Consider the following 17,720-nt stretch of genomic DNA (forward strand, 5'->3'; position numbering starts at 1 on the left):
TTGTCAATATATCCTTTTTAAATAATTATAATAAATCTTTAACTACTTCTTTAATAAAGGTATTATTAATCCAAAATGATTGAATTGTCATATAGTCTTTAGAAAATTTATCTGGTTTATTAATCCATTTTGCAGGAACTGGTAATAATGAAGAATAGTTGTTATTAATATAACTTCTCTTTCTTGTATGGGGGCGTACATGAATAATCATATCATCAGTCTTTTTAATAAAATTATTTGTCACTATATTTCTATTTGAATCATAATTCAACTTAACACCGTTCATCAGTTTGTTTCTTGTATCTTCCCAAACTTTCTTTATATCTCCATCAATTAATTTTCTAGGGAATGAATAAAATTTTGCACCTTTTAATACATTAATTCCATTTTCATCTTCTTGGAAAACAATAAACAAAAATTTACTTTCAGAAAAATAAATATTTAAATCAGACTCTGCTAATTCATCTTCATCTTGCCAGTGTTCATTTATTAAATCTTTAAATTTAAATGTATCTAAAGACATACTTTCTTTGTTAATATCTTTTGTATCAAACTGAATTGTTTTAGAAATTATCGAAGCTTTTTCAAACTCCTCTATATCATCCATTCCTTTTGTGGTTTTATTCAAATTTAATAAAGCCCTAGCAATCATATTATTGGAATTTTTTATTAATTTACCATTATCTTTTTTTATTTTAATTCCAAATTCATGAGCTATGTGGTCTACGCTCATATTTTTAAATTTATCAATTCTTTGTAAAATAATTTCTTCCAAACTATTATTTTCAAGTTCGATTGAATCTTTTATAACTGCTTCATTTTTTTTATCATGAATTACATAATCATTTAAAAGTGTAGTCATAAATTTACTTTTAAATGAAAAAGCTCTTTGTTTGGCCATAACATTTGAATGGGGTTGCTTTCTTAATGAATTTTTATTTGCCCCTTTAGTACATGCAGCAAGGTAATTAGTTGCACTTTCGGTTAAGTTTTCCGCATTACCATCTTTAACAAATTTTTGAATTGTTTTCCAATCATTTTTAATGATTGCAAAGTCTTTCGGTGAATTTTGCATTTGATATAAAATCATATATTTGAAATAAAATTCGTTAGGATTCATATCTTTAACATATTCATAAAATGCAATTTCTAAAACTTTATTTTTATGTAAAAAATGACTAGTACTAAATTTTTCTTCATCTAATTTGTAATAGTCAATAATATTTAATACTAATCTTTCTTTTGCACTATACAAATTGCCATTTGTTTTTCTTTTTAATTTTTTAAATGGAGTGGCTTTCAGTTCTGATACTCCAAGATCTGGCTCACTTTTATTATCTTTAGATTTTCCAAACCATTCTTCAAAAATATCCCCCATAGCGTTTTTGTGACCTTTAATTTTTAGATTCAATTCATTTATTAGTTCCTTTTGAGTCTTATATTTAATTTGTAATGCTTTATTATGTACTTCTTCCTTACTATCATATTCCATTACCAATACCTCCTTTATTATTTTAAGTATATCAAAATAAATTAAATTTATGTTTTTATACAAAAAGCAGAATTCTGATATGAATTCTGCTTTTTATTTATTATTTAAACATCTATCTAATTCAAATCATCTTGTGAATTACTATTAACATCACTACTTGAATTATTATTACTTTGCGAATCACCATCAGGATTATCCTGATTAGCATCCGTACTATTCGTATCGGAGTCATCATTCACATCAGTCTGATTTGAACTGTTATCCTTACCCGAATCATCGTTCTGTTTATCATCATTATTAGTAGTATCGGAAGAATTATCTGCGTCAGAATCAGCTTTCGCCTTTAAAGCATCCAAATCAGGTTTTCCAATTTGATCCATATAATCTTTTCCAGTGCTAGAAATCCATTGACTCGAACTAGTTGGTTGAGACGTATAGATTTCAAAAACACCTTGTCTTTGGTAACAAGCTAATACCCGTTGCTTTTTACCATCAATCGTCAAGTATCCAATCCAATAATAATTACCATCTCCGCCTTCTGCTCCAGCAGCATTGGGATTAGGATTATGATAAATAGAATATGACCCGTTTGGTCCCTGATCGTTACAAAGTTGTAATGGCAAACTATCCTTCGTAATCGCAGTACCAGAAGCAGCCATTACAAATTTATTGGCACTAATCACCGCATACTTTTTACTGCCATCATACCAAGTTCCCCAGAACTCACTGGGAATGGAAACATTTTGTGAGTTATTCTTACTGCTTCTTTTACTCGAAGTTCTCTTAGTTGCCGTAGTCTTAACTGATGGCGTTTTACCAGTATTTGAATTTCTAGCTCTATCAGAACTTGAGGTTTGTTCAGTTTGTGAACGCATCTGCGGATGATTTTGATCACCAATCACATACAAACTCCCCAGCCCCAAAATCAATAAAAATACGACTGCAATTATCCACCACAATTTATTTGTCTTTCGTTTATGCATGACTATCTCCCACAATAATGATTAAGTTATCTACTATTATAGTACAAACTCAATCACTAACTTGGAGTTAATCTTCTAATTCCTCGCGAAGTTGTTCTTCAGCCTTTGAGATTCTCATTCGAATAATACGTTTCAATATCATAATTAAGATACTTACCATGATTAATGTAAACACAATTGTGAATAACGTTGCTCCAATCTGAATTCCCAACAACTTAAAGTCGCCGCCTTCAAATAAACCGTTGATCTTAACTGCTGGATTAATCTTTTTAGCTGCAAATAATCCAGTCATGATACTTCCCACAATTCCTGAAACCCCGTGACAACCAAAGGCATCTAAGGTGTCATCAATTTTAAGGATTGGTTTAATCACATTAATAACGAAATAACTAACGATTGTAGCAACTAAACCAATGACCATTGAACTTTCCACTGACACAAACCCACAGGCTGGCGTAATTGCAACCAAGCCACAAAGTGCGCCAGTACAAATCCCTAACAAAGTAGCATTTCGTTTTGTAAAAACATCTAATATAATCCAAGCTAACATAGCAGTTGCCGCTGCCACAGTAGTTGTCAGCATTGCCTGCATGGCAACCGTGTTAATGGCAAAAGCTGAACCAGCGTTAAATCCATACCAGCCAATCCATAACAATGCGGTTCCCAGTAACACCCAACTTAAGTTCATCGGACTCCCATTTTGTTTCACTAACCGAGGTCCAAGAAAGTATGCTAAGACTAAGGCCGTTACCCCAGCGTCAATATGTACAACCGTTCCACCGGCAAAATCAAGAACACCCCAGCTTTGCAAAAAACCACCGCCCCATACAATATGAACTAAGGGATAATAAACGAAAATCGACCATAAAACTGTGAATGAAATTAAAAATTTAAAATCCATCCGTCCGACAATTGCTCCTACGAACAAGGCCGGCGTAATAATTGCAAACATCATTTGAAAAATAATGTAGGCGACGTTGGTAATACTACCTGAAGTTTGAACTGCTCCCGCAGCCAAATTAACATTATGTAACATGAAATTATGTAAATTACCGATGACGTTAAAGTAGTTTCCCGAAAATGAAAGTGAATATCCGATAGTAATCCACAACAGCACCGGAATACTACACATAATAAAAACTGACATTAACGTATTGTTAATGTTTTTCTTGGGTACCATTCCCCCATAAAAAAAGGCTAATCCCGGTGTCATTAGGAACACCAGCACGGAACAAATAAAAATAAACACGACGTTTGTAGCAACCATTTGCAACCTCCTACGAAATTTAATGTCCTAAGTATAAGCGGCTCAAATTAAACTAACTAGGTTTGATGTCGTGTTTTGTAACAACTCTACAAATTTTTACAAAAAGACCTCCAACAGTCAGCTTAATAGCTCATCATTGGAGGTCTCTATTTTTATTCTAAATTAGCATGACGCTGTTTCATGGATTGTTCAGTAATCTTAGCATTCTGCATGTATGCTAACGTTACTGCATCGCCAAACAACCAAACCGACTGTTCAAACAAACTTCCCATCGGCTGTTGCGAATCACGTTGATTATTGACCATATTTTTACTTTTACCAGGCAAAATTGAAATCTGATTTGCAAGCTTAGCCAATGGTGAATCATCGTTTGTTGACCACAACCAAATTTTAGCATCCGCCTTTTGTGCTTCCTTCGCAATATTCACTGTTCCCTGCGTGGTCCCAGAAGCGGAAGCAACAATTAACAAATCATCGGCTGTAATTGCCGGCGTAGTAGTCTCACCAACCACATATGCCGACTTACCCATTTGCACGAGTCGCATCGCAAAGCCTTTGAGTCCCAGTCCAGATCGTCCGCCGCCATACACAAAAATATGACTGGCACGCTTAATTAACTCAATGTCCGTTTCTGTCACTGGAACTGCTTGTTGGTCTAATTCATGTAAAATTTCATTCCACATCATGATTATTTTAAAGCAGCCTTAAACTCTTTAGCAACTTTAGTAGGATCATCGGTTGTCGAAATTCCACCACCAACAATTAATAAGTCGGGATCAGCTTGTTTAACTTCTTCTAAGTTATCTAACTTGATTCCACCAGCAATCGCAGTCTTGGTATTTTTAACATTTTCTTTGATTAACGCAAAGGTTTCAAATGGTGTTTCTCCTTTTGCTTGTAAATCATAGCCGGTATGAGTTCCAATATAGTCAGCACCAAAGGCATCAATTTCTCGAGCTCGCTTGGCAACATCTTGAACTCCAATCATGTCGACTAAGATTTCTTTTCCATCATCATGGGCTGCTTTTACTGCATCTTTGATGGATTGATCTTCAGCTACTCCTAAAATGGTGGTAATATCAGCACCATATTTAACAGCTTGATTTACTTCATATGAAGCAACATCCATAATCTTCAAATCAGCAAGTAAAGTAATATCAGGGAATTGTTTTCTGATTTTTGCTAAACCTTCGAGTCCAAAGTTAATTACCAATGGAGTTCCGTATTCAAAAATATCAATACTGTCTTTTGTTTTTTCAATTAATTTAATAGCACCGTCTACATCTTCTAAATCGATAGCTAGTTGAATTTTCATAATTGTCTTCCTCCTCTAATTTCAATGGAAATCAAGTATAGCAGAGATTTGCAGTAGCTAAAAATGATTGGTTTGTAAATCAATGCACAAAAAAAGCCGACAATAATGTCGGCTTTCTGTTTTATGCAGCTGTTTTGGACTCATCAAAAATTGGGTAACTCTTACTTTCGGCATATCGAGCAGCTACTGGAGCTGCATAAAGGTTGATACCGTCTTTTTTAAACATTTCTAACGCCACGATTCGATTCATCAAAGCTTTAGTTTCTGCTTCCTGTAAATTTTGGTTCGTATAGTTCAACTTCATAGTACGAATTTTATGTTGTTCTGATTTAAATACTAATTCTAAAATTTTCATCTAATATCTCCTCTTATTCTGCAATGACAGTAGCGTTACTAACAACAACTTTTTCAAAACTATCGCCTGATAGGTCTGCTAATACTGCTCCAAATTTAGTGAGCTGTTCGTCTGAAACGTTTTCTACGACGTTGGTAAAATTACGACGCAATCCAGTTTCATGTCCTGCTCCCACCATCGTATAAGTTGCATTAGCTTTAATCCAAGTTTTTTTCATTTTTATCTCCTCTTTGTAGGTCTCAGTTTATTTTGTAATCAGTTGGCCAACCCTTACATATACTAGTAACGTTTTAGTGTGCCGATGTGTTACCCCAAATTGGTTTTATTTTTTGTTGTATTTTCAAACGCCATTGATACAGCGTCTTGCGAGAGACATTTAGGTCACTGGCAATTTGTGAAATTGTCTTTCCTTCTATATATAATCCATTTAAAAGTTGCCGCTCATTTTGATTTAGCATTTGCAACAACTTTTGATACAAGATTTTTATTTCTACATCATCACTGGCGCCATCATTAAATGCCAGGTTGCTCAGAAGGTCGTCTACCCCCCCCCCCAGCATTTTTGGCGCTGATTCGATTGGTCTGGCGCAGTCCATCGAGGATTTGCCATCTTACAGACTGATAAATATAGTTCAGCATTTTCTTCTGATTTTCCCTTTCATGCGGGTATTTATCATAAGCAGCAACAAACGCTAAACGTCCATCTTGGACTAAATCTTGATAATTATCGTGAAACGGACGAATATTCAAACTTTTTAAAACTCCATACACTACAACTTCGTGATCACCCTTTAACATATATTGAAAGGCATCACTGTTATTTTCGATTGCTTGCAAATAAAAACTCCTGTCTTCACTAAATTTTAGCTACGACAGGAGATACGTAAAAACGTTTTATTTTATTTTGTAACTGCCCACAAAGGTTTTTCACCATTTAAAACTAGGACAACTTCGCTAGCAGCATCATATGACATCCGGTTCATACATTCAACTGTATTTGCAGCCATATGTGGTGTAAGCAACACGTTATCTAGTTTAAAAAGTGGACTAGATAATGGTAATGGCTGTTCGTCAAAAACATCTAAAGCAGCAGCCTTAATCACTTTGTTCTTTAAAGCGTCTACTAAATCATCTGTAACGACTAACTCTCCACGTGCTAAATTAATTAGCACGGCCGAGTCTTTCATCATTGAAAATTCACGTTTACCAATGCTATGTTCAGTTTCCGGAGTAACCCGCATGTGTAATGAAACAATATCGGAATCCTTTAAAACCGTTTCTCGGTCGACAACTTTGCCATCAGGTGATTCTTTAGCATGTGGCGAATAAATCAGGACCTTCATTCCCAAAGCATGAACCATGTGAGCAACCCGGCGTCCGATGCGACCATAACCTAGAATTCCCACTGTTTTACCTTCTAAATCAAAACCCATATGCGTGGCTTTATATCCCCAATCACCTTTACGCATTGCCATTGAATCATTCGTAATGTTTTTAGAAACATCAAAGATTTCACCGACTGTCGTTTCAGCAACCGTTGAAGCATTAGCTTTGGGCGTGATAGTCACGTACACACCATGAGCCGCAAAATATGAAACATCAAGATTATCATATCCTACCCCAATCCGTGCCACAATTTTTAGATTAGGCATTTTGACTAATGTTTCATTAGGAAATGGAGCAAGACCCCAAATAATACCATCGGCATCACTGGCTAAATCTAATAAAGTTGAAATTTTATCGTCTGGTAATTCAACTATTTCAATTTGATGCTTGTTTAACTCATCTTTTCCCACTTTTGCTAATGATCTAGGAATTGCAACTTTTTTTGTCATCATTAAATCTCCTTATAAAAACAAAAAGATTCAAACCGACGCATTGTCGACTCGAATCTCCTGGTTAGATTAGTTTTAAGCTAATTCATTAGCTGGGTTAGCAATGTATACTTGACCATTGTTGTATTTGTAGTCAAGACGAACTTTTTTGCCATTCTTGTCAGCAACATAAACTTTATGTCTGCCACGAATGAAGTCGTTAATAACGATATCGCTTGATTGAAGTTTACCTTCACCATCAGCATAGTTAACGAAAACTTCGTTAAGTTTGTATTTAATGTAGTTCACAATAATATATTTGATTTGTACTTGATCCATAATAATTGCCTCCATCTTAAATTGATTAACTTAATTTTAACACATATTAAATGTTTAATAACAATATCTTTACTTGGTAGCTAAATCTTCTCGCTTGATGGTCTTAATCTGATCGCCACCAATTATTAGTTCATCACAAACATTCAAGAACAATCCGTGTTCGACCACTCCGGTTTGATCCTTTAAATTTTTCGATAAATCTTTTAAATCGGCATGTTTAGGAATTGTGATGTTGATTAAATAGTTACCTGAATCAGTTTCTAAAATATCGCCATTTTCTTCAAAACGGAAAGCTGGATGATAACCATTGTCACGTAAATAACGAAAGACTCCCATCCCACCAAACGGAATTACTTCGACTGGCATCTGTTTTCCTTCCAAAGTTTGATGGTACTTCGTAGAATCCACAATCCAAATGTTCTTTTTCGACATTTTGGCAACTAACTTTTCAAAAAGTAAAGCTGCCCCGCCGCCTTTAATTCCGTTTAACTTGTCATCAACTACGTCGGCACCATCAACGGTAATATCGACTTCATCAATGGTATTTACATCTAACATATTCATATGCAGACTTTCGGCTAACTTTTGCGTTCCAAGTGAAGTTGCAACACATTGAATATCTAATTTTTCATTTACAATTCGTTTTTGAATTGCTTTTACAAAGTAAGCTGATGTCGTTCCAGAACCTAATCCCAATGTAATATGATTAGGGATTTGTTGCGCCGCAAACTCAGCTGCTTGTTGTTTTTCTTTTTCGATTTCTTCTTTAGAAATGCTATCCTGTTTAATCACATTCCGAATCTCGGCTTCGGTTGGAATCGAGTTTTGTGCACCTGCCACCTGAACTGTTAATGAAGATGCGTGATTTGCATATAACATAGCTTCTTTAATATTAGAGTTATCCATTGCTAACTGTGAAGCTAAGGCACCAATAAATGTATCTCCAGCAGCCGTAGTATCAACTGCTTTTACTTTAAATGCTGGAATAAAATCATGTTCAGTTGGGGTAGCATAAAATGATCCCTTGTCACCAACTGTGATAATTACCATTTTAATTCCTTTTTCAAAGAAAATCGTAGCATTATCTAACATAGAAACTTCATCCTTAACCTCAATTCCTGTCAAAGTTTGTGACTCGGTTTCATTAGGGGTAATGATATCGGTTAATTGCAATAATTCTTCTGGTAGTTGGCGTGCTGGAGCTGGATTTAAGATAGTCTGAACTCCGTTTTCCTTGGCAATCTTAAAGGCTGCGATGATTGCCGGAATTGGAATTTCCAGTTGTGCAATAATACGGTCGGCATTCATAATTGCATCCCGATGAGCTTCCACATCTTCTGGAGTCATCGCCATGTTAGCTCCACCGTAAACATAAATTGAGTTCTGGCCGGTTTTATCAACAGTAATGTAAGCTTTTCCAGTTTCATGATCCTGCGTTGTAATTAAATGACCAACATTCATTTGATCTTGTTTAAACCCAGCAATCATCATCTTTGCGTCTTCGTCATTACCTAATTTAGTAATAAAAGTCGTTTCAGCACCGGATCGAGCAGCAGCAATCGCCTGATTAGCACCTTTCCCGCCGCCATGCGATTGCTGATAAGTATTAATTGCCAGTGTTTCACCAGGTAAAGCATATTTATCAACGTTTAAAACTTTATCTACATTAGTTGAACCAACTACTACGATTTTCTTTGTCATTGTCACGTCCTCCGTTCTTTAATTATAGTTTAGCACCAATCCATATTTTATGTAACCGCTTACAATAAATAAAAATAAATTTTAACTCCACTAAGTTTGTGAAATGTTTTATTAAGTTTTACTGGATTTTTATGTTTCTATGGCTGTCAGGATAGGAATGTAAAAATACATTAATCAACTTTGATTTTGTGAAAACATTTCAACTCGTAAAAACCCTGAAAAACCCCTTGCAATAATAATGTAAACGGTTTATATTTTTAAGTGTAGAGAAATACATTTGGATTAAATAAAAACAAACTATTTTTATTAATTCTTTTTTTATTTAATTCGTATGCTCAATTTGTAACTTTCAAATCAAGAAGGAGATTTAATTATGGCTGACAAAATGAAAGCTTTAGTAATGACCGGTAAACAAGAAATGAAGATGGAAGAACGAGACATCCCAACTCCAAAGGATGACGAAGTTTTAATTGAAACTGCTTATGCTGGTATCTGTGGTACTGATAACGCACTTTTCAATGGACTTCCAGGTTCAGCAGATGCTGTTCCTCCTATCGTTTTAGGACACGAAAACTCAGGTGTTGTTAAATCAGTTGGTAAAAATGTTAAAAACTTTAAAGAAGGCGACCGAGTTGCCGTTGACCCTAATATCTACTGTGGCAAATGTTTCTACTGTCACATCGGTCTCTTTGAAGAATGTGACAACCTTTCTGCAGTTGGTGTAACTCGTGATGGTGGTTTGGAACAATACTTCACTGCCCCAGATACTGTTGTTTACCATGTTCCAGATGCTGTTTCACTTAAAGCTGCTTGTTCATTAGAACCAATCTCATGTGGTGTTCACACTATGCACATTATGGAAAACATCCAACCACATATGAACGCTTTAATCATTGGTGATGGTTACATGGCTAAGTTATTTGCTCAATTATTAAGAGCTTACGGCATCCAAGACATCACAATGACTGGTCGTCACGATGACCTTCTTGCTCAAGAAAAGAAAGAATTAAACTTGAACCACGTCGTTAACACTACTAAAGAAGAAATTCCTGGTGATTACGACGTTGTAATCGAAGCTGTTGGTAAACCAGAAACTCAAGAAGCAGCTGTTAAACACACTAACAAAGGTGCCCAAGTATTCATGTTTGGTGTTGGAGAACCAGGTCAAACTTTCTCAATGAACACTTATGAAATCTTCAAGAAACAATTAACAGTTAAAGGTTCAATGATTAACCCTAACTCTTTCGAAGACTCACTTGCATTGCTTGAATCAGGTGCCGTTAAAGTAGAACCTTACCAAGCTAACACCATTAGCTTAAATGAAGTGGAAGGCGTATTGAACCACACTACACCTAAGACTGGTAAGACTGTTGTTGCTGTCAACCCTGATCTTAAATAATTAAATAACGAGGAGATCTGCATGGCTTATACAAAACCCAAAAAAACGCCACGTACCATTTCCATGAAAACTTCCATCATGTTTTTTGTACTTTCCTTAGTTATTAATTCACTGGGAAACGTATTAACCTTGGTTTCTAGTTCCAAAGTTCTCCCCTCTTTTTTAGGGTCTGCTTATTGGACCGCAGCGGAAACTAACTTAGGAATTGCTTTTGGATGGAATCTTTTCTGGGCCTTTCTAATCCTTGGGGTGGTAATTACCATTTTGAATGCCATTTTAGTTGGTCATTGGGATTGGGGTCGCGCTATTGGAAATGTAATTTTCATGGTACCATTCTCGTTTTTAATTCAATTCTTTGATAATCTTTTTGTTGGTGGCGATATCTTTGGGATTCATATGAATCCCATCATCAATATTCCAATTGCTAATGCACATCATGGAGATTGGTGGTTAATCGTCTTTTACGTTTTGATTAACTTTGTAGGGGTTGCTTTAATTGCAATCGCTATCTCAATTTATCAACGGGTTAACTTAGTGCTCCACCCCGCTGATGATTTGATGCAAATTCTGCGTTTCAAGTATTTCAAAGGAAATGCTGGAAAAGCAATGTGGGCATCATACATTCCCCCAACGATTATGGGAATTGTCGCTTTTGCTATTACCCGTCAATTTACTTATTACGGAATTGGAACGATTTTTGCCTTCTTATTCCAGGGTAATATTACAGGAATCGCTGACAAATTAGTTTTCCCTCATTTAAAACATCAAGCAGTTGATGTTCCAGTTGATGATCCAACCATCGTTGAAGAAATCGATGATGACATTAACGAACATGAAAATAAAAAAGATTAATTCAAAAAACTCTAAGTGATGTAAAAATTCATCATTTAGAGTTTTTTTGTTAACTTAGGTTGCTAATCATTTCAGCAAAATCAAGAAAAAGACTATAATTAAGTAAATAAAATAACGAGTGAGATGAAAGTATATGGCAATCAAAAAAGTTGTGGCTGCATTATTAGTTTTAATTATGTTGATTTGTTTAGTATTTGAGGCTTTAAATGGTGCGTTTACCAAAAAGCCTTCCAAAGGTCAGGATCGAATCTATCATTTTTGTGATGTCATATATTCTCTCTGTTTAGTTGGCATTGCATTAGTAGTGGTTGCCAGTTCCGTTTTAAGATCAATGTAAATAATCAATTAAAAAACGCCTAATTTCGTGTACTTTTCACGAAGTTAGGCGTTTTTTGTTAATTAAGTCTTTTTTATATCAAAGGAATAATACAAACATTATGCGTAAATAAATGACACACAATAGCAAATAACCCGATAAAATAAATATAAATTAAACAAATGTTAAGAAAATCATTTACAATTTAAAAAATAAGCCTTATCATAATAAAAACTTAAGTTTTATTTATTTGGAGGTGTCACAATGAAAAGTTTCCACCATCGTAAACTATTTTCTTTAGCAATTCTTGGAGTTGCCGCTTTATCTTTAGCTGGTTGCTCCCAAAAAAAAGATAACAGCGCTAATGCTAAGAAAACAATTTCTGTAAGTTCCAATGCTAGTATTAGCACCATGGATTCATCATTAAACACCACTTTAGTTGGTGCTCAGGAATTGAGCAATACTATGGAAGGTTTGTACCGCTACTCCGGTAACAAATTGGAACCCGGTGTTGCTAAATCAATTGCTAAACCGACTGATGGTGGTAAAAAATACACCATTGATCTTAAAAAGACCAAGTGGTCTAACGGTGATACAGTGACTGCCAACGACTTCGTTTATGCTTGGCAAAGAATGGTTGATCCTAAAACTGCTTCACAATATTCTTACATATACAGCGGAGTTAAAAATGCTGATGATATCGTGGCAGGTAAGAAAAAACCAGATACGCTCGGTATCAAGGCCCTTAATAAGTACAAACTACAAGTTACTTTAGAGCATCCAATTCCATATTTTGACACCTTAGTATCCGGTGCTCAATTCTATCCGCTTAACAAAAAGGCTGTCACGGCTAATGGATCAAACTACGGAATTACTAGTAAAGGAATGGTATTCAACGGCCCTTACAAACTGGAAAATTGGAAAGCCGGAGATACAGAATGGCATGACACCAAAAACAATAGTTATTGGAATGCCAAACACGTTAAAACTGATCAGCTGAAATGGTATGTAATCAGTGATCCTAACACCGGATTGAACCTATATGATACCAACATGTTAGATCGTTTGAACAACCTTGGCGGAGATGCTGCTCACCAGTTATCTAATAACAAAGACTTTTCAACAACCCCACAAAACTCTACTTACTATCTTGAAACGAATGAGAAAAAATTCCCATTCATGAAGAATAAAAAGTTACGTCAGGCCATGGCTCTATCAATCAACCGTGATGAACTTTCTAACATTATTCTTGGTAAAACTGGTATCCCAGCTCACAGTGTTGTTCCACAAGACATGAGCAAGAACCCTAAGAGTGGCGTGGACTTTACTGACGAACCATCAGCCAAAGCCGATAAAAAGTACACCAATTATGATCCAGCTAAAGCAACTAAACTTTGGCAAGAAGGTTTGAAAGAAACCGGACAAAAAAATGTAGACTTTACTTTCACTGCTGATGATACAGATACCACCAAGAAAATGAGCGAATACATCCAAGACACTATGCAAAAGAATTTACCTGGATTGAAAATTACGCTTAGCAATGTTCCGTTCAAAACAAGAGTTCAGCGTCAGTCTACCAAGAACTTTGATATGATTGGTGCCGCTTGGATTGCTGATTATCCAGATCCAACCAACTTCTTAGATCTCTTTACCAAAGGTAATCCTAATAATGACGGTAGCTGGGAAAATGCTCAATACGATAAATACGTTAAGAATAGTGAAACCAAAGATGTCAATAATCCCGAAAAACGTTGGAATGATATGTTAGCAGCCCAAAGTATTATCACTAAGGAACAAGGTGCAATCCCTGTTTATCAAAATACTAATGCCGCTTTAACTAAACCCGATGTTAAAGGTTTCGAACAAACACCAACCGGCTTGTACAACATGGTTGATGTTTACAAAAAATAAAAGGAGGTAAACTATGACAAAATATATTTTAAAACGACTTTTCTACTTGGTTTTAACCTTGTTGATTATTGCGTCCATTACCTTCTTTATGATGAAGGGATTACCCGGAACACCTTATACCAACCAAAATAAAATGAGTCCAACTCAGCTAGCTGCCCTTAATCAAAAGTATGGTTTTAATAAACCATTATTTGAACAATATTTAATGTATATGAATAACTTGGTCCATGGTGATTTAGGAACGTCCTTCCAATTCAACAACGAACCGGTTACTCAATTGATTGGCGATCACATTGGTCCATCCATGCAATTAGGACTGCAAGCTATGATTCTTGGGAGTTTGTTAGGAATTGTGTTTGGAAGTATTGCTGCTATTAAGAAAAATACTTGGATTGATAGCTTAACTACGATTGTTTCTATCCTAGGTCTTTCAATTCCTAGTTTCGTGTTGGCAGTTTTACTACAATACTATCTTGGTTACAAACTTCACTGGTTCCCTGTAGCTCTTTGGCACGGATTTAGTTCCTCAATACTGCCAACTCTGGCATTGGCAGCCTTCCCACTAGCTAGTATCGCTCGTTACATGCGAACTGAAATGGTAGACGTGCTAAACAGCGATTACATTGAGCTAGCCAAAGCCAAAGGTGATGCCAGCTGGCAAGTAATTGTCAAACACGCCCTTAGAAACTCATTGATTCCAATTATTACTGTAGTTGGTCCAATGGCAGTTACTATCATGACCGGTTCGATGGTGGTTGAATCAATCTTCTCCATCCCCGGCATTGGCGATCAATTTGTTCAATCAATCTTAACTAACGATTACCCAACTATCATGGGACTAACCTTGTTCTACTCATTCTTAATGGTAGTTGTCATTCTTATCGTTGATATTCTTTATGGCATTATCGATCCACGAATCAGACTTGGAAAAGGAGGGAAAGCATAATGAGCCAATATTTACCACCAGAGGAAACTGAATTTCAATATGTTAGTAATGACTTATCTAATATTCCCCAAGAAGTGTCTGGGGTATCGCGAACTTACTTTCAAGATGTAAAACGGCGGTTTGTGCATAACAAAGTTGCAATGGTTTCTTTCTTCTTATTGATTTTAATTGTGTTAATTGCTTTTGTTGGCCCCTTCTTTGTTCCGACTGATCCCAACACCCAAAATGTATTGTTTGCCAACCTACCACCGAAACTAGGCAATTTAAACATCCCCGGTCTAAACGGGATGCAGACGGTTGGCGGTAAAACTGTCAATGCCTACCAAGCAGCTCATGTTCCCCATGGAACTTACTATTTATTTGGAACTGACTACCTTGGTCGTGACCTGTTTGCTAGAATCCTATATGGAACTCGTTTATCAATCATCGTTGCCATCGTAGCAACCCTACTTGATTTATTAATCGGGGTTCCTTATGGAATTATCTCTGGTTTAGCCAGTGAACGAGTTGATACTTTCTTACAACGTATTATTGAAATTATTTCTTCTGTTCCTGATTTGATTGTGGTTATCTTGCTTTTGATTGTTTTGAAACCTGGTTTAACTTCAATCATCATCGCCATTGCCTTTACTGGTTGGATTACGATGGCTCGTTTGATTAGAGCCCAAGTCTTCAAATTAAAACAAAATGAATATGTTTTAGCTTCAGAAACATTAGGTGAATCTAAATGGAAAATTTCCCTTCGCCATTTGCTCCCTAACCTAAGCTCAACCATCATTATTCAAACTATGTTCTCCATTCCAACGGCTATCTTCTTTGAAGCCTTTCTTAGTTTCATCGGAATCGGAATTCCTGCTCCATCAGCATCACTAGGAACATTGATGAATGATGGGCAAAAAGCTTTCCACTTCTTACCATATCAAATGTGGATTCCTGCAATTATCTTGAGTTTGATCATGATTACTACCAACCTGCTCGGTGATGGAATGCGTGATGCATTCGATCCTCAATCTGATTAGAAAGGAGGAACACGATGACTGACAAAGTATTAGAAGTTAAAGATTTAGAAGTTGATTTCTCTACCTTAAACGGAACGGTGCATGCCATTCGAGACGTTAGTTTTGACTTAAACAAAGGTGAAACTCTCGCTCTAGTAGGTGAATCTGGATCTGGTAAATCTGTAACTGTTCGAAGTGTGATTCAACTCTATGCTAAAAATGCTAAAGTAACCAACGGTGAAATTACCTTCCATGGTAAAAATCTTTTGGAATTAAGTCCGAAAGAAATGGACAAGATTCGAGGTAAAGATATTTCGATGATTTTCCAGGATCCCATGACTTCATTGGATCCCACGATGACAATTGGCAAACAAGTTGCTGAACCTTTACGTGTTCACCATGATACTTCTGAAAAAGAAGCCATGAAACGAGCACAGGAAGTTCTTGACTTAGTAGGTATTCCAAATGCAAAAGAACGGATGCATAACTATCCACACCAATTTTCTGGTGGTCAACGACAAAGAATCGTAATTGCCATGGCAATTATTGATAATCCTGAAATTTTAATCGCTGATGAACCAACTACCGCCTTAGATGTAACGGTGCAAGCACAAATCATTAACTTATTAAAAGATTTACAAAAGAAAATTGGAACCTCAATTATCTTTATTACTCATGACCTAGGCGTAGTAGCTGGGATTGCTGATCGAGTAGCTGTGATGTATGCCGGTAAGATTATCGAATATGGTACAACCGACGAAATCTACTATGATCCAAAACACCCTTATACTTGGGGGTTGTTAGACTCCATGCCTACTCTAGGCTTAGAAGGCAAACGTTTGAAAGCAATTCCTGGAACCCCAGCAAATTTAATTGATCCGCCAAAAGGAGATGCATTCGCCCCTCGTAGCGAGTATGCCATGAAGATTGATGAACGTTTACAACCGCCGTTTTTCAAAGTCACTGATACTCACTATGCCGCTACCTGGCTTTTAGATCCTAAAGCACCAAAGGTAACGCCTCCTGCTTCAATCCAGGAACGTTATAATCAATATCATAAATTGCGAGGTGAAAACGATGGCTGATGTACAAAATAAAGATCGGAAAGTAGCAGTTAAGGTTAGACATTTAAAAGAATACTTTAATGCTGGTAAAAAAGATGAAGTTAAGGCTGTCGATGACATCTCCTTTGATATCTACGAAGGTGAAACTTTAGGACTTGTTGGTGAATCTGGTTCGGGAAAAACCACCACCGGACGTAGTATTATTCGTTTATATGATCCCACCAGCGGCGACATTCATTTTAACGGTAAAAATATCGCTAAATTGAAAAAACGGCAATTAAAAGATTTTCGAAAAAACATGCAAATGATCTTTCAAGATCCCTACGCTTCACTGGACCCACGGATGAAAGTTAAAGATATCATTGCTGAAGGAATCGACGTACATCATCTAGCTAAAGACAATGCCGATCGAGATCGCCAAGTAGCTGACTTATTAAAAAAAGTTAACTTAAATCCTGGATTTGCTAATCGTTATCCTAGCGAATTTTCAGGTGGTCAACGTCAACGAATTGGAATTGCGCGTGCTCTTGCAGTACAACCTTCCTTTATCATTGCTGACGAACCCATCTCAGCACTCGATGTTTCCATCCAAGCACAAGTGGTGAACTTATTACAAGATATCCAAGAAGAACAAAATTTAACTTACTTGTTTATTGCTCATGATCTATCAATGGTGAAACATATCAGTGATCGAATTGCTGTCTTGTATAAGGGCAAAATCGTTGAACTATCAACGACTGATGAAGTTTATAACAATCCGTTACATCCTTATACGCAAAGTTTATTATCAGCTGTTCCCATTCCTGATCCAGAAGCAGAACGTAAGCATAAAATTAAAACTTTTGATCATAGTCATCCCTTTAAGGAGGGCGAAGAACTTCGCGAAGTACTTCCTGGACACTATCTTTACTGTGATGAAGCAACGGCTGCTAAATATGCTGAATAACTAAAAAAGCGATGGACCGAAT

General features: G+C 36.2%; 20 protein-coding genes. 8 read left to right on the top strand and 12 right to left on the bottom strand.

Annotation, left to right across the window (positions count from 1 at the left end):
- Positions 1-25: 25 nt before the first annotated feature.
- The 12 genes from AC0GLR_RS06145 to rbsK form a co-directional block, all read right to left on the bottom strand.
- Positions 26-1,492 carry a Sau3AI family type II restriction endonuclease gene (locus AC0GLR_RS06145; protein WP_495604579.1) on the bottom strand — a complete coding sequence of 489 codons (1,467 nt, stop codon included), beginning with the start codon at positions 1,490-1,492 and terminating at the stop codon, positions 26-28.
- A gap of 116 nt (positions 1,493-1,608) precedes the next feature.
- Positions 1,609-2,475: a hypothetical protein gene (locus AC0GLR_RS06150; RefSeq protein WP_495604580.1), complete on the bottom strand. Its 867-nt coding sequence runs from the start codon at positions 2,473-2,475 to the stop codon at positions 1,609-1,611.
- A 67-nt stretch (positions 2,476-2,542) separates the two neighbouring features.
- Entirely contained in the window at positions 2,543-3,688 is a 1,146-nt protein-coding gene (locus tag AC0GLR_RS06155) for an ammonium transporter (RefSeq protein WP_495604581.1), read from the bottom strand.
- Positions 3,689-3,894: 206 nt separating this feature from the next.
- Entirely contained in the window at positions 3,895-4,428 is a 534-nt protein-coding gene (gene hxlB, locus AC0GLR_RS06160) for a 6-phospho-3-hexuloisomerase (RefSeq protein ID WP_495604582.1), read from the bottom strand.
- A gap of 2 nt (positions 4,429-4,430) precedes the next feature.
- Positions 4,431-5,057 (bottom strand): 3-hexulose-6-phosphate synthase, encoded by a 627-nt coding sequence (hxlA, locus tag AC0GLR_RS06165; RefSeq protein WP_495604583.1) that lies wholly within the window; start codon positions 5,055-5,057, stop codon positions 4,431-4,433.
- A 121-nt stretch (positions 5,058-5,178) separates the two neighbouring features.
- A complete protein-coding gene (locus AC0GLR_RS06170; RefSeq protein ID WP_495604584.1) occupies positions 5,179-5,412 on the bottom strand; it encodes a DUF2922 domain-containing protein in 234 nt (77 codons plus the stop codon).
- Between the two features lie 13 nt (positions 5,413-5,425).
- Positions 5,426-5,629 (bottom strand): DUF1659 domain-containing protein, encoded by a 204-nt coding sequence (locus tag AC0GLR_RS06175; protein ID WP_495604585.1) that lies wholly within the window; start codon positions 5,627-5,629, stop codon positions 5,426-5,428.
- Positions 5,630-5,702: 73 nt separating this feature from the next.
- Positions 5,703-6,008: a sigma factor-like helix-turn-helix DNA-binding protein gene (locus AC0GLR_RS06180; protein ID WP_495604586.1), complete on the bottom strand. Its 306-nt coding sequence runs from the start codon at positions 6,006-6,008 to the stop codon at positions 5,703-5,705.
- On the bottom strand, positions 5,926-6,249 hold the full coding sequence (locus AC0GLR_RS06185) for a sigma factor (RefSeq protein ID WP_495604587.1): 324 nt from the start codon (positions 6,247-6,249) through the stop codon (positions 5,926-5,928). Before AC0GLR_RS06185 ends, AC0GLR_RS06180 begins: the two co-directional genes overlap by 83 nt.
- Before the next feature lie 62 nt (positions 6,250-6,311).
- Positions 6,312-7,247: a phosphoglycerate dehydrogenase gene (locus AC0GLR_RS06190; RefSeq protein WP_495604588.1), complete on the bottom strand. Its 936-nt coding sequence runs from the start codon at positions 7,245-7,247 to the stop codon at positions 6,312-6,314.
- A 75-nt stretch (positions 7,248-7,322) separates the two neighbouring features.
- On the bottom strand, positions 7,323-7,565 hold the full coding sequence (locus AC0GLR_RS06195) for a hypothetical protein (RefSeq protein ID WP_495604589.1): 243 nt from the start codon (positions 7,563-7,565) through the stop codon (positions 7,323-7,325).
- 69 nt (positions 7,566-7,634) lie between these two features.
- On the bottom strand, positions 7,635-9,266 hold the full coding sequence (rbsK, locus tag AC0GLR_RS06200; RefSeq protein WP_495604590.1) for a ribokinase: 1,632 nt from the start codon (positions 9,264-9,266) through the stop codon (positions 7,635-7,637).
- A gap of 385 nt (positions 9,267-9,651) precedes the next feature.
- Here rbsK and AC0GLR_RS06205 point away from each other — a divergent pair, with 385 nt between their 5' ends.
- The 8 genes from AC0GLR_RS06205 (at position 9,652) to AC0GLR_RS06240 (ending at position 17,698) form a co-directional block, all read left to right on the top strand.
- The gene (locus tag AC0GLR_RS06205; protein ID WP_495605427.1) at positions 9,652-10,665 is read left to right on the top strand and encodes a zinc-dependent alcohol dehydrogenase family protein; all 1,014 of its coding nucleotides are present in this window, start codon (positions 9,652-9,654) and stop codon (positions 10,663-10,665) included.
- A gap of 21 nt (positions 10,666-10,686) precedes the next feature.
- A complete protein-coding gene (locus tag AC0GLR_RS06210; RefSeq protein WP_495604591.1) occupies positions 10,687-11,517 on the top strand; it encodes a DUF6198 family protein in 831 nt (276 codons plus the stop codon).
- A gap of 133 nt (positions 11,518-11,650) precedes the next feature.
- Positions 11,651-11,854 (top strand): hypothetical protein, encoded by a 204-nt coding sequence (locus AC0GLR_RS06215; protein ID WP_495604592.1) that lies wholly within the window; start codon positions 11,651-11,653, stop codon positions 11,852-11,854.
- A 243-nt stretch (positions 11,855-12,097) separates the two neighbouring features.
- Positions 12,098-13,744, top strand: coding sequence for a peptide ABC transporter substrate-binding protein (locus AC0GLR_RS06220; protein ID WP_495604593.1), 1,647 nt, complete (start codon positions 12,098-12,100; stop codon positions 13,742-13,744).
- A gap of 13 nt (positions 13,745-13,757) precedes the next feature.
- Complete coding sequence (gene opp3b, locus AC0GLR_RS06225; RefSeq protein ID WP_054646637.1) at positions 13,758-14,690, top strand: oligopeptide ABC transporter permease; 933 nt, start codon at positions 13,758-13,760, stop codon at positions 14,688-14,690.
- Positions 14,690-15,709, top strand: coding sequence for an ABC transporter permease (locus tag AC0GLR_RS06230; RefSeq protein ID WP_495604594.1), 1,020 nt, complete (start codon positions 14,690-14,692; stop codon positions 15,707-15,709). Before opp3b ends, AC0GLR_RS06230 begins: the two co-directional genes overlap by 1 nt.
- Before the next feature lie 14 nt (positions 15,710-15,723).
- Positions 15,724-16,773: an ABC transporter ATP-binding protein gene (locus AC0GLR_RS06235; protein ID WP_495604595.1), complete on the top strand. Its 1,050-nt coding sequence runs from the start codon at positions 15,724-15,726 to the stop codon at positions 16,771-16,773.
- Entirely contained in the window at positions 16,766-17,698 is a 933-nt protein-coding gene (locus AC0GLR_RS06240) for an ABC transporter ATP-binding protein (protein WP_495604596.1), read from the top strand. The genes AC0GLR_RS06235 and AC0GLR_RS06240 overlap by 8 nt, the downstream gene beginning before the upstream one ends.
- Positions 17,699-17,720 lie beyond the last annotated feature (22 nt).

This window comes from Fructilactobacillus sp. YLN 2412, from assembly GCF_059488745.1.

Coding starts and splice junctions, on each gene's coding strand:
- AC0GLR_RS06145 (WP_495604579.1), bottom strand. CDS start 1,492: ATGGAATATGATAGTAAGGAAGAAGTACATAATAAAGCATTACAAATT.
- AC0GLR_RS06150 (WP_495604580.1), bottom strand. CDS start 2,475: ATGCATAAACGAAAGACAAATAAATTGTGGTGGATAATTGCAGTCGTA.
- AC0GLR_RS06155 (WP_495604581.1), bottom strand. CDS start 3,688: ATGACACCGGGATTAGCCTTTTTTTATGGGGGAATGGTACCCAAGAAA.
- hxlB (WP_495604582.1), bottom strand. CDS start 4,428: ATGATGTGGAATGAAATTTTACATGAATTAGACCAACAAGCAGTTCCA.
- hxlA (WP_495604583.1), bottom strand. CDS start 5,057: ATGAAAATTCAACTAGCTATCGATTTAGAAGATGTAGACGGTGCTATT.
- AC0GLR_RS06170 (WP_495604584.1), bottom strand. CDS start 5,412: ATGAAAATTTTAGAATTAGTATTTAAATCAGAACAACATAAAATTCGT.
- AC0GLR_RS06175 (WP_495604585.1), bottom strand. CDS start 5,629: ATGAAAAAAACTTGGATTAAAGCTAATGCAACTTATACGATGGTGGGA.
- AC0GLR_RS06180 (WP_495604586.1), bottom strand. CDS start 6,008: ATGGACTGCGCCAGACCAATCGAATCAGCGCCAAAAATGCTGGGGGGG.
- AC0GLR_RS06190 (WP_495604588.1), bottom strand. CDS start 7,247: ATGACAAAAAAAGTTGCAATTCCTAGATCATTAGCAAAAGTGGGAAAA.
- AC0GLR_RS06195 (WP_495604589.1), bottom strand. CDS start 7,565: ATGGATCAAGTACAAATCAAATATATTATTGTGAACTACATTAAATAC.
- rbsK (WP_495604590.1), bottom strand. CDS start 9,266: ATGACAAAGAAAATCGTAGTAGTTGGTTCAACTAATGTAGATAAAGTT.
- AC0GLR_RS06205 (WP_495605427.1), top strand. CDS start 9,652: ATGAAAGCTTTAGTAATGACCGGTAAACAAGAAATGAAGATGGAAGAA.
- AC0GLR_RS06210 (WP_495604591.1), top strand. CDS start 10,687: ATGGCTTATACAAAACCCAAAAAAACGCCACGTACCATTTCCATGAAA.
- AC0GLR_RS06215 (WP_495604592.1), top strand. CDS start 11,651: ATGGCAATCAAAAAAGTTGTGGCTGCATTATTAGTTTTAATTATGTTG.
- AC0GLR_RS06220 (WP_495604593.1), top strand. CDS start 12,098: ATGAAAAGTTTCCACCATCGTAAACTATTTTCTTTAGCAATTCTTGGA.
- opp3b (WP_054646637.1), top strand. CDS start 13,758: ATGACAAAATATATTTTAAAACGACTTTTCTACTTGGTTTTAACCTTG.
- AC0GLR_RS06230 (WP_495604594.1), top strand. CDS start 14,690: ATGAGCCAATATTTACCACCAGAGGAAACTGAATTTCAATATGTTAGT.
- AC0GLR_RS06235 (WP_495604595.1), top strand. CDS start 15,724: ATGACTGACAAAGTATTAGAAGTTAAAGATTTAGAAGTTGATTTCTCT.
- AC0GLR_RS06240 (WP_495604596.1), top strand. CDS start 16,766: ATGGCTGATGTACAAAATAAAGATCGGAAAGTAGCAGTTAAGGTTAGA.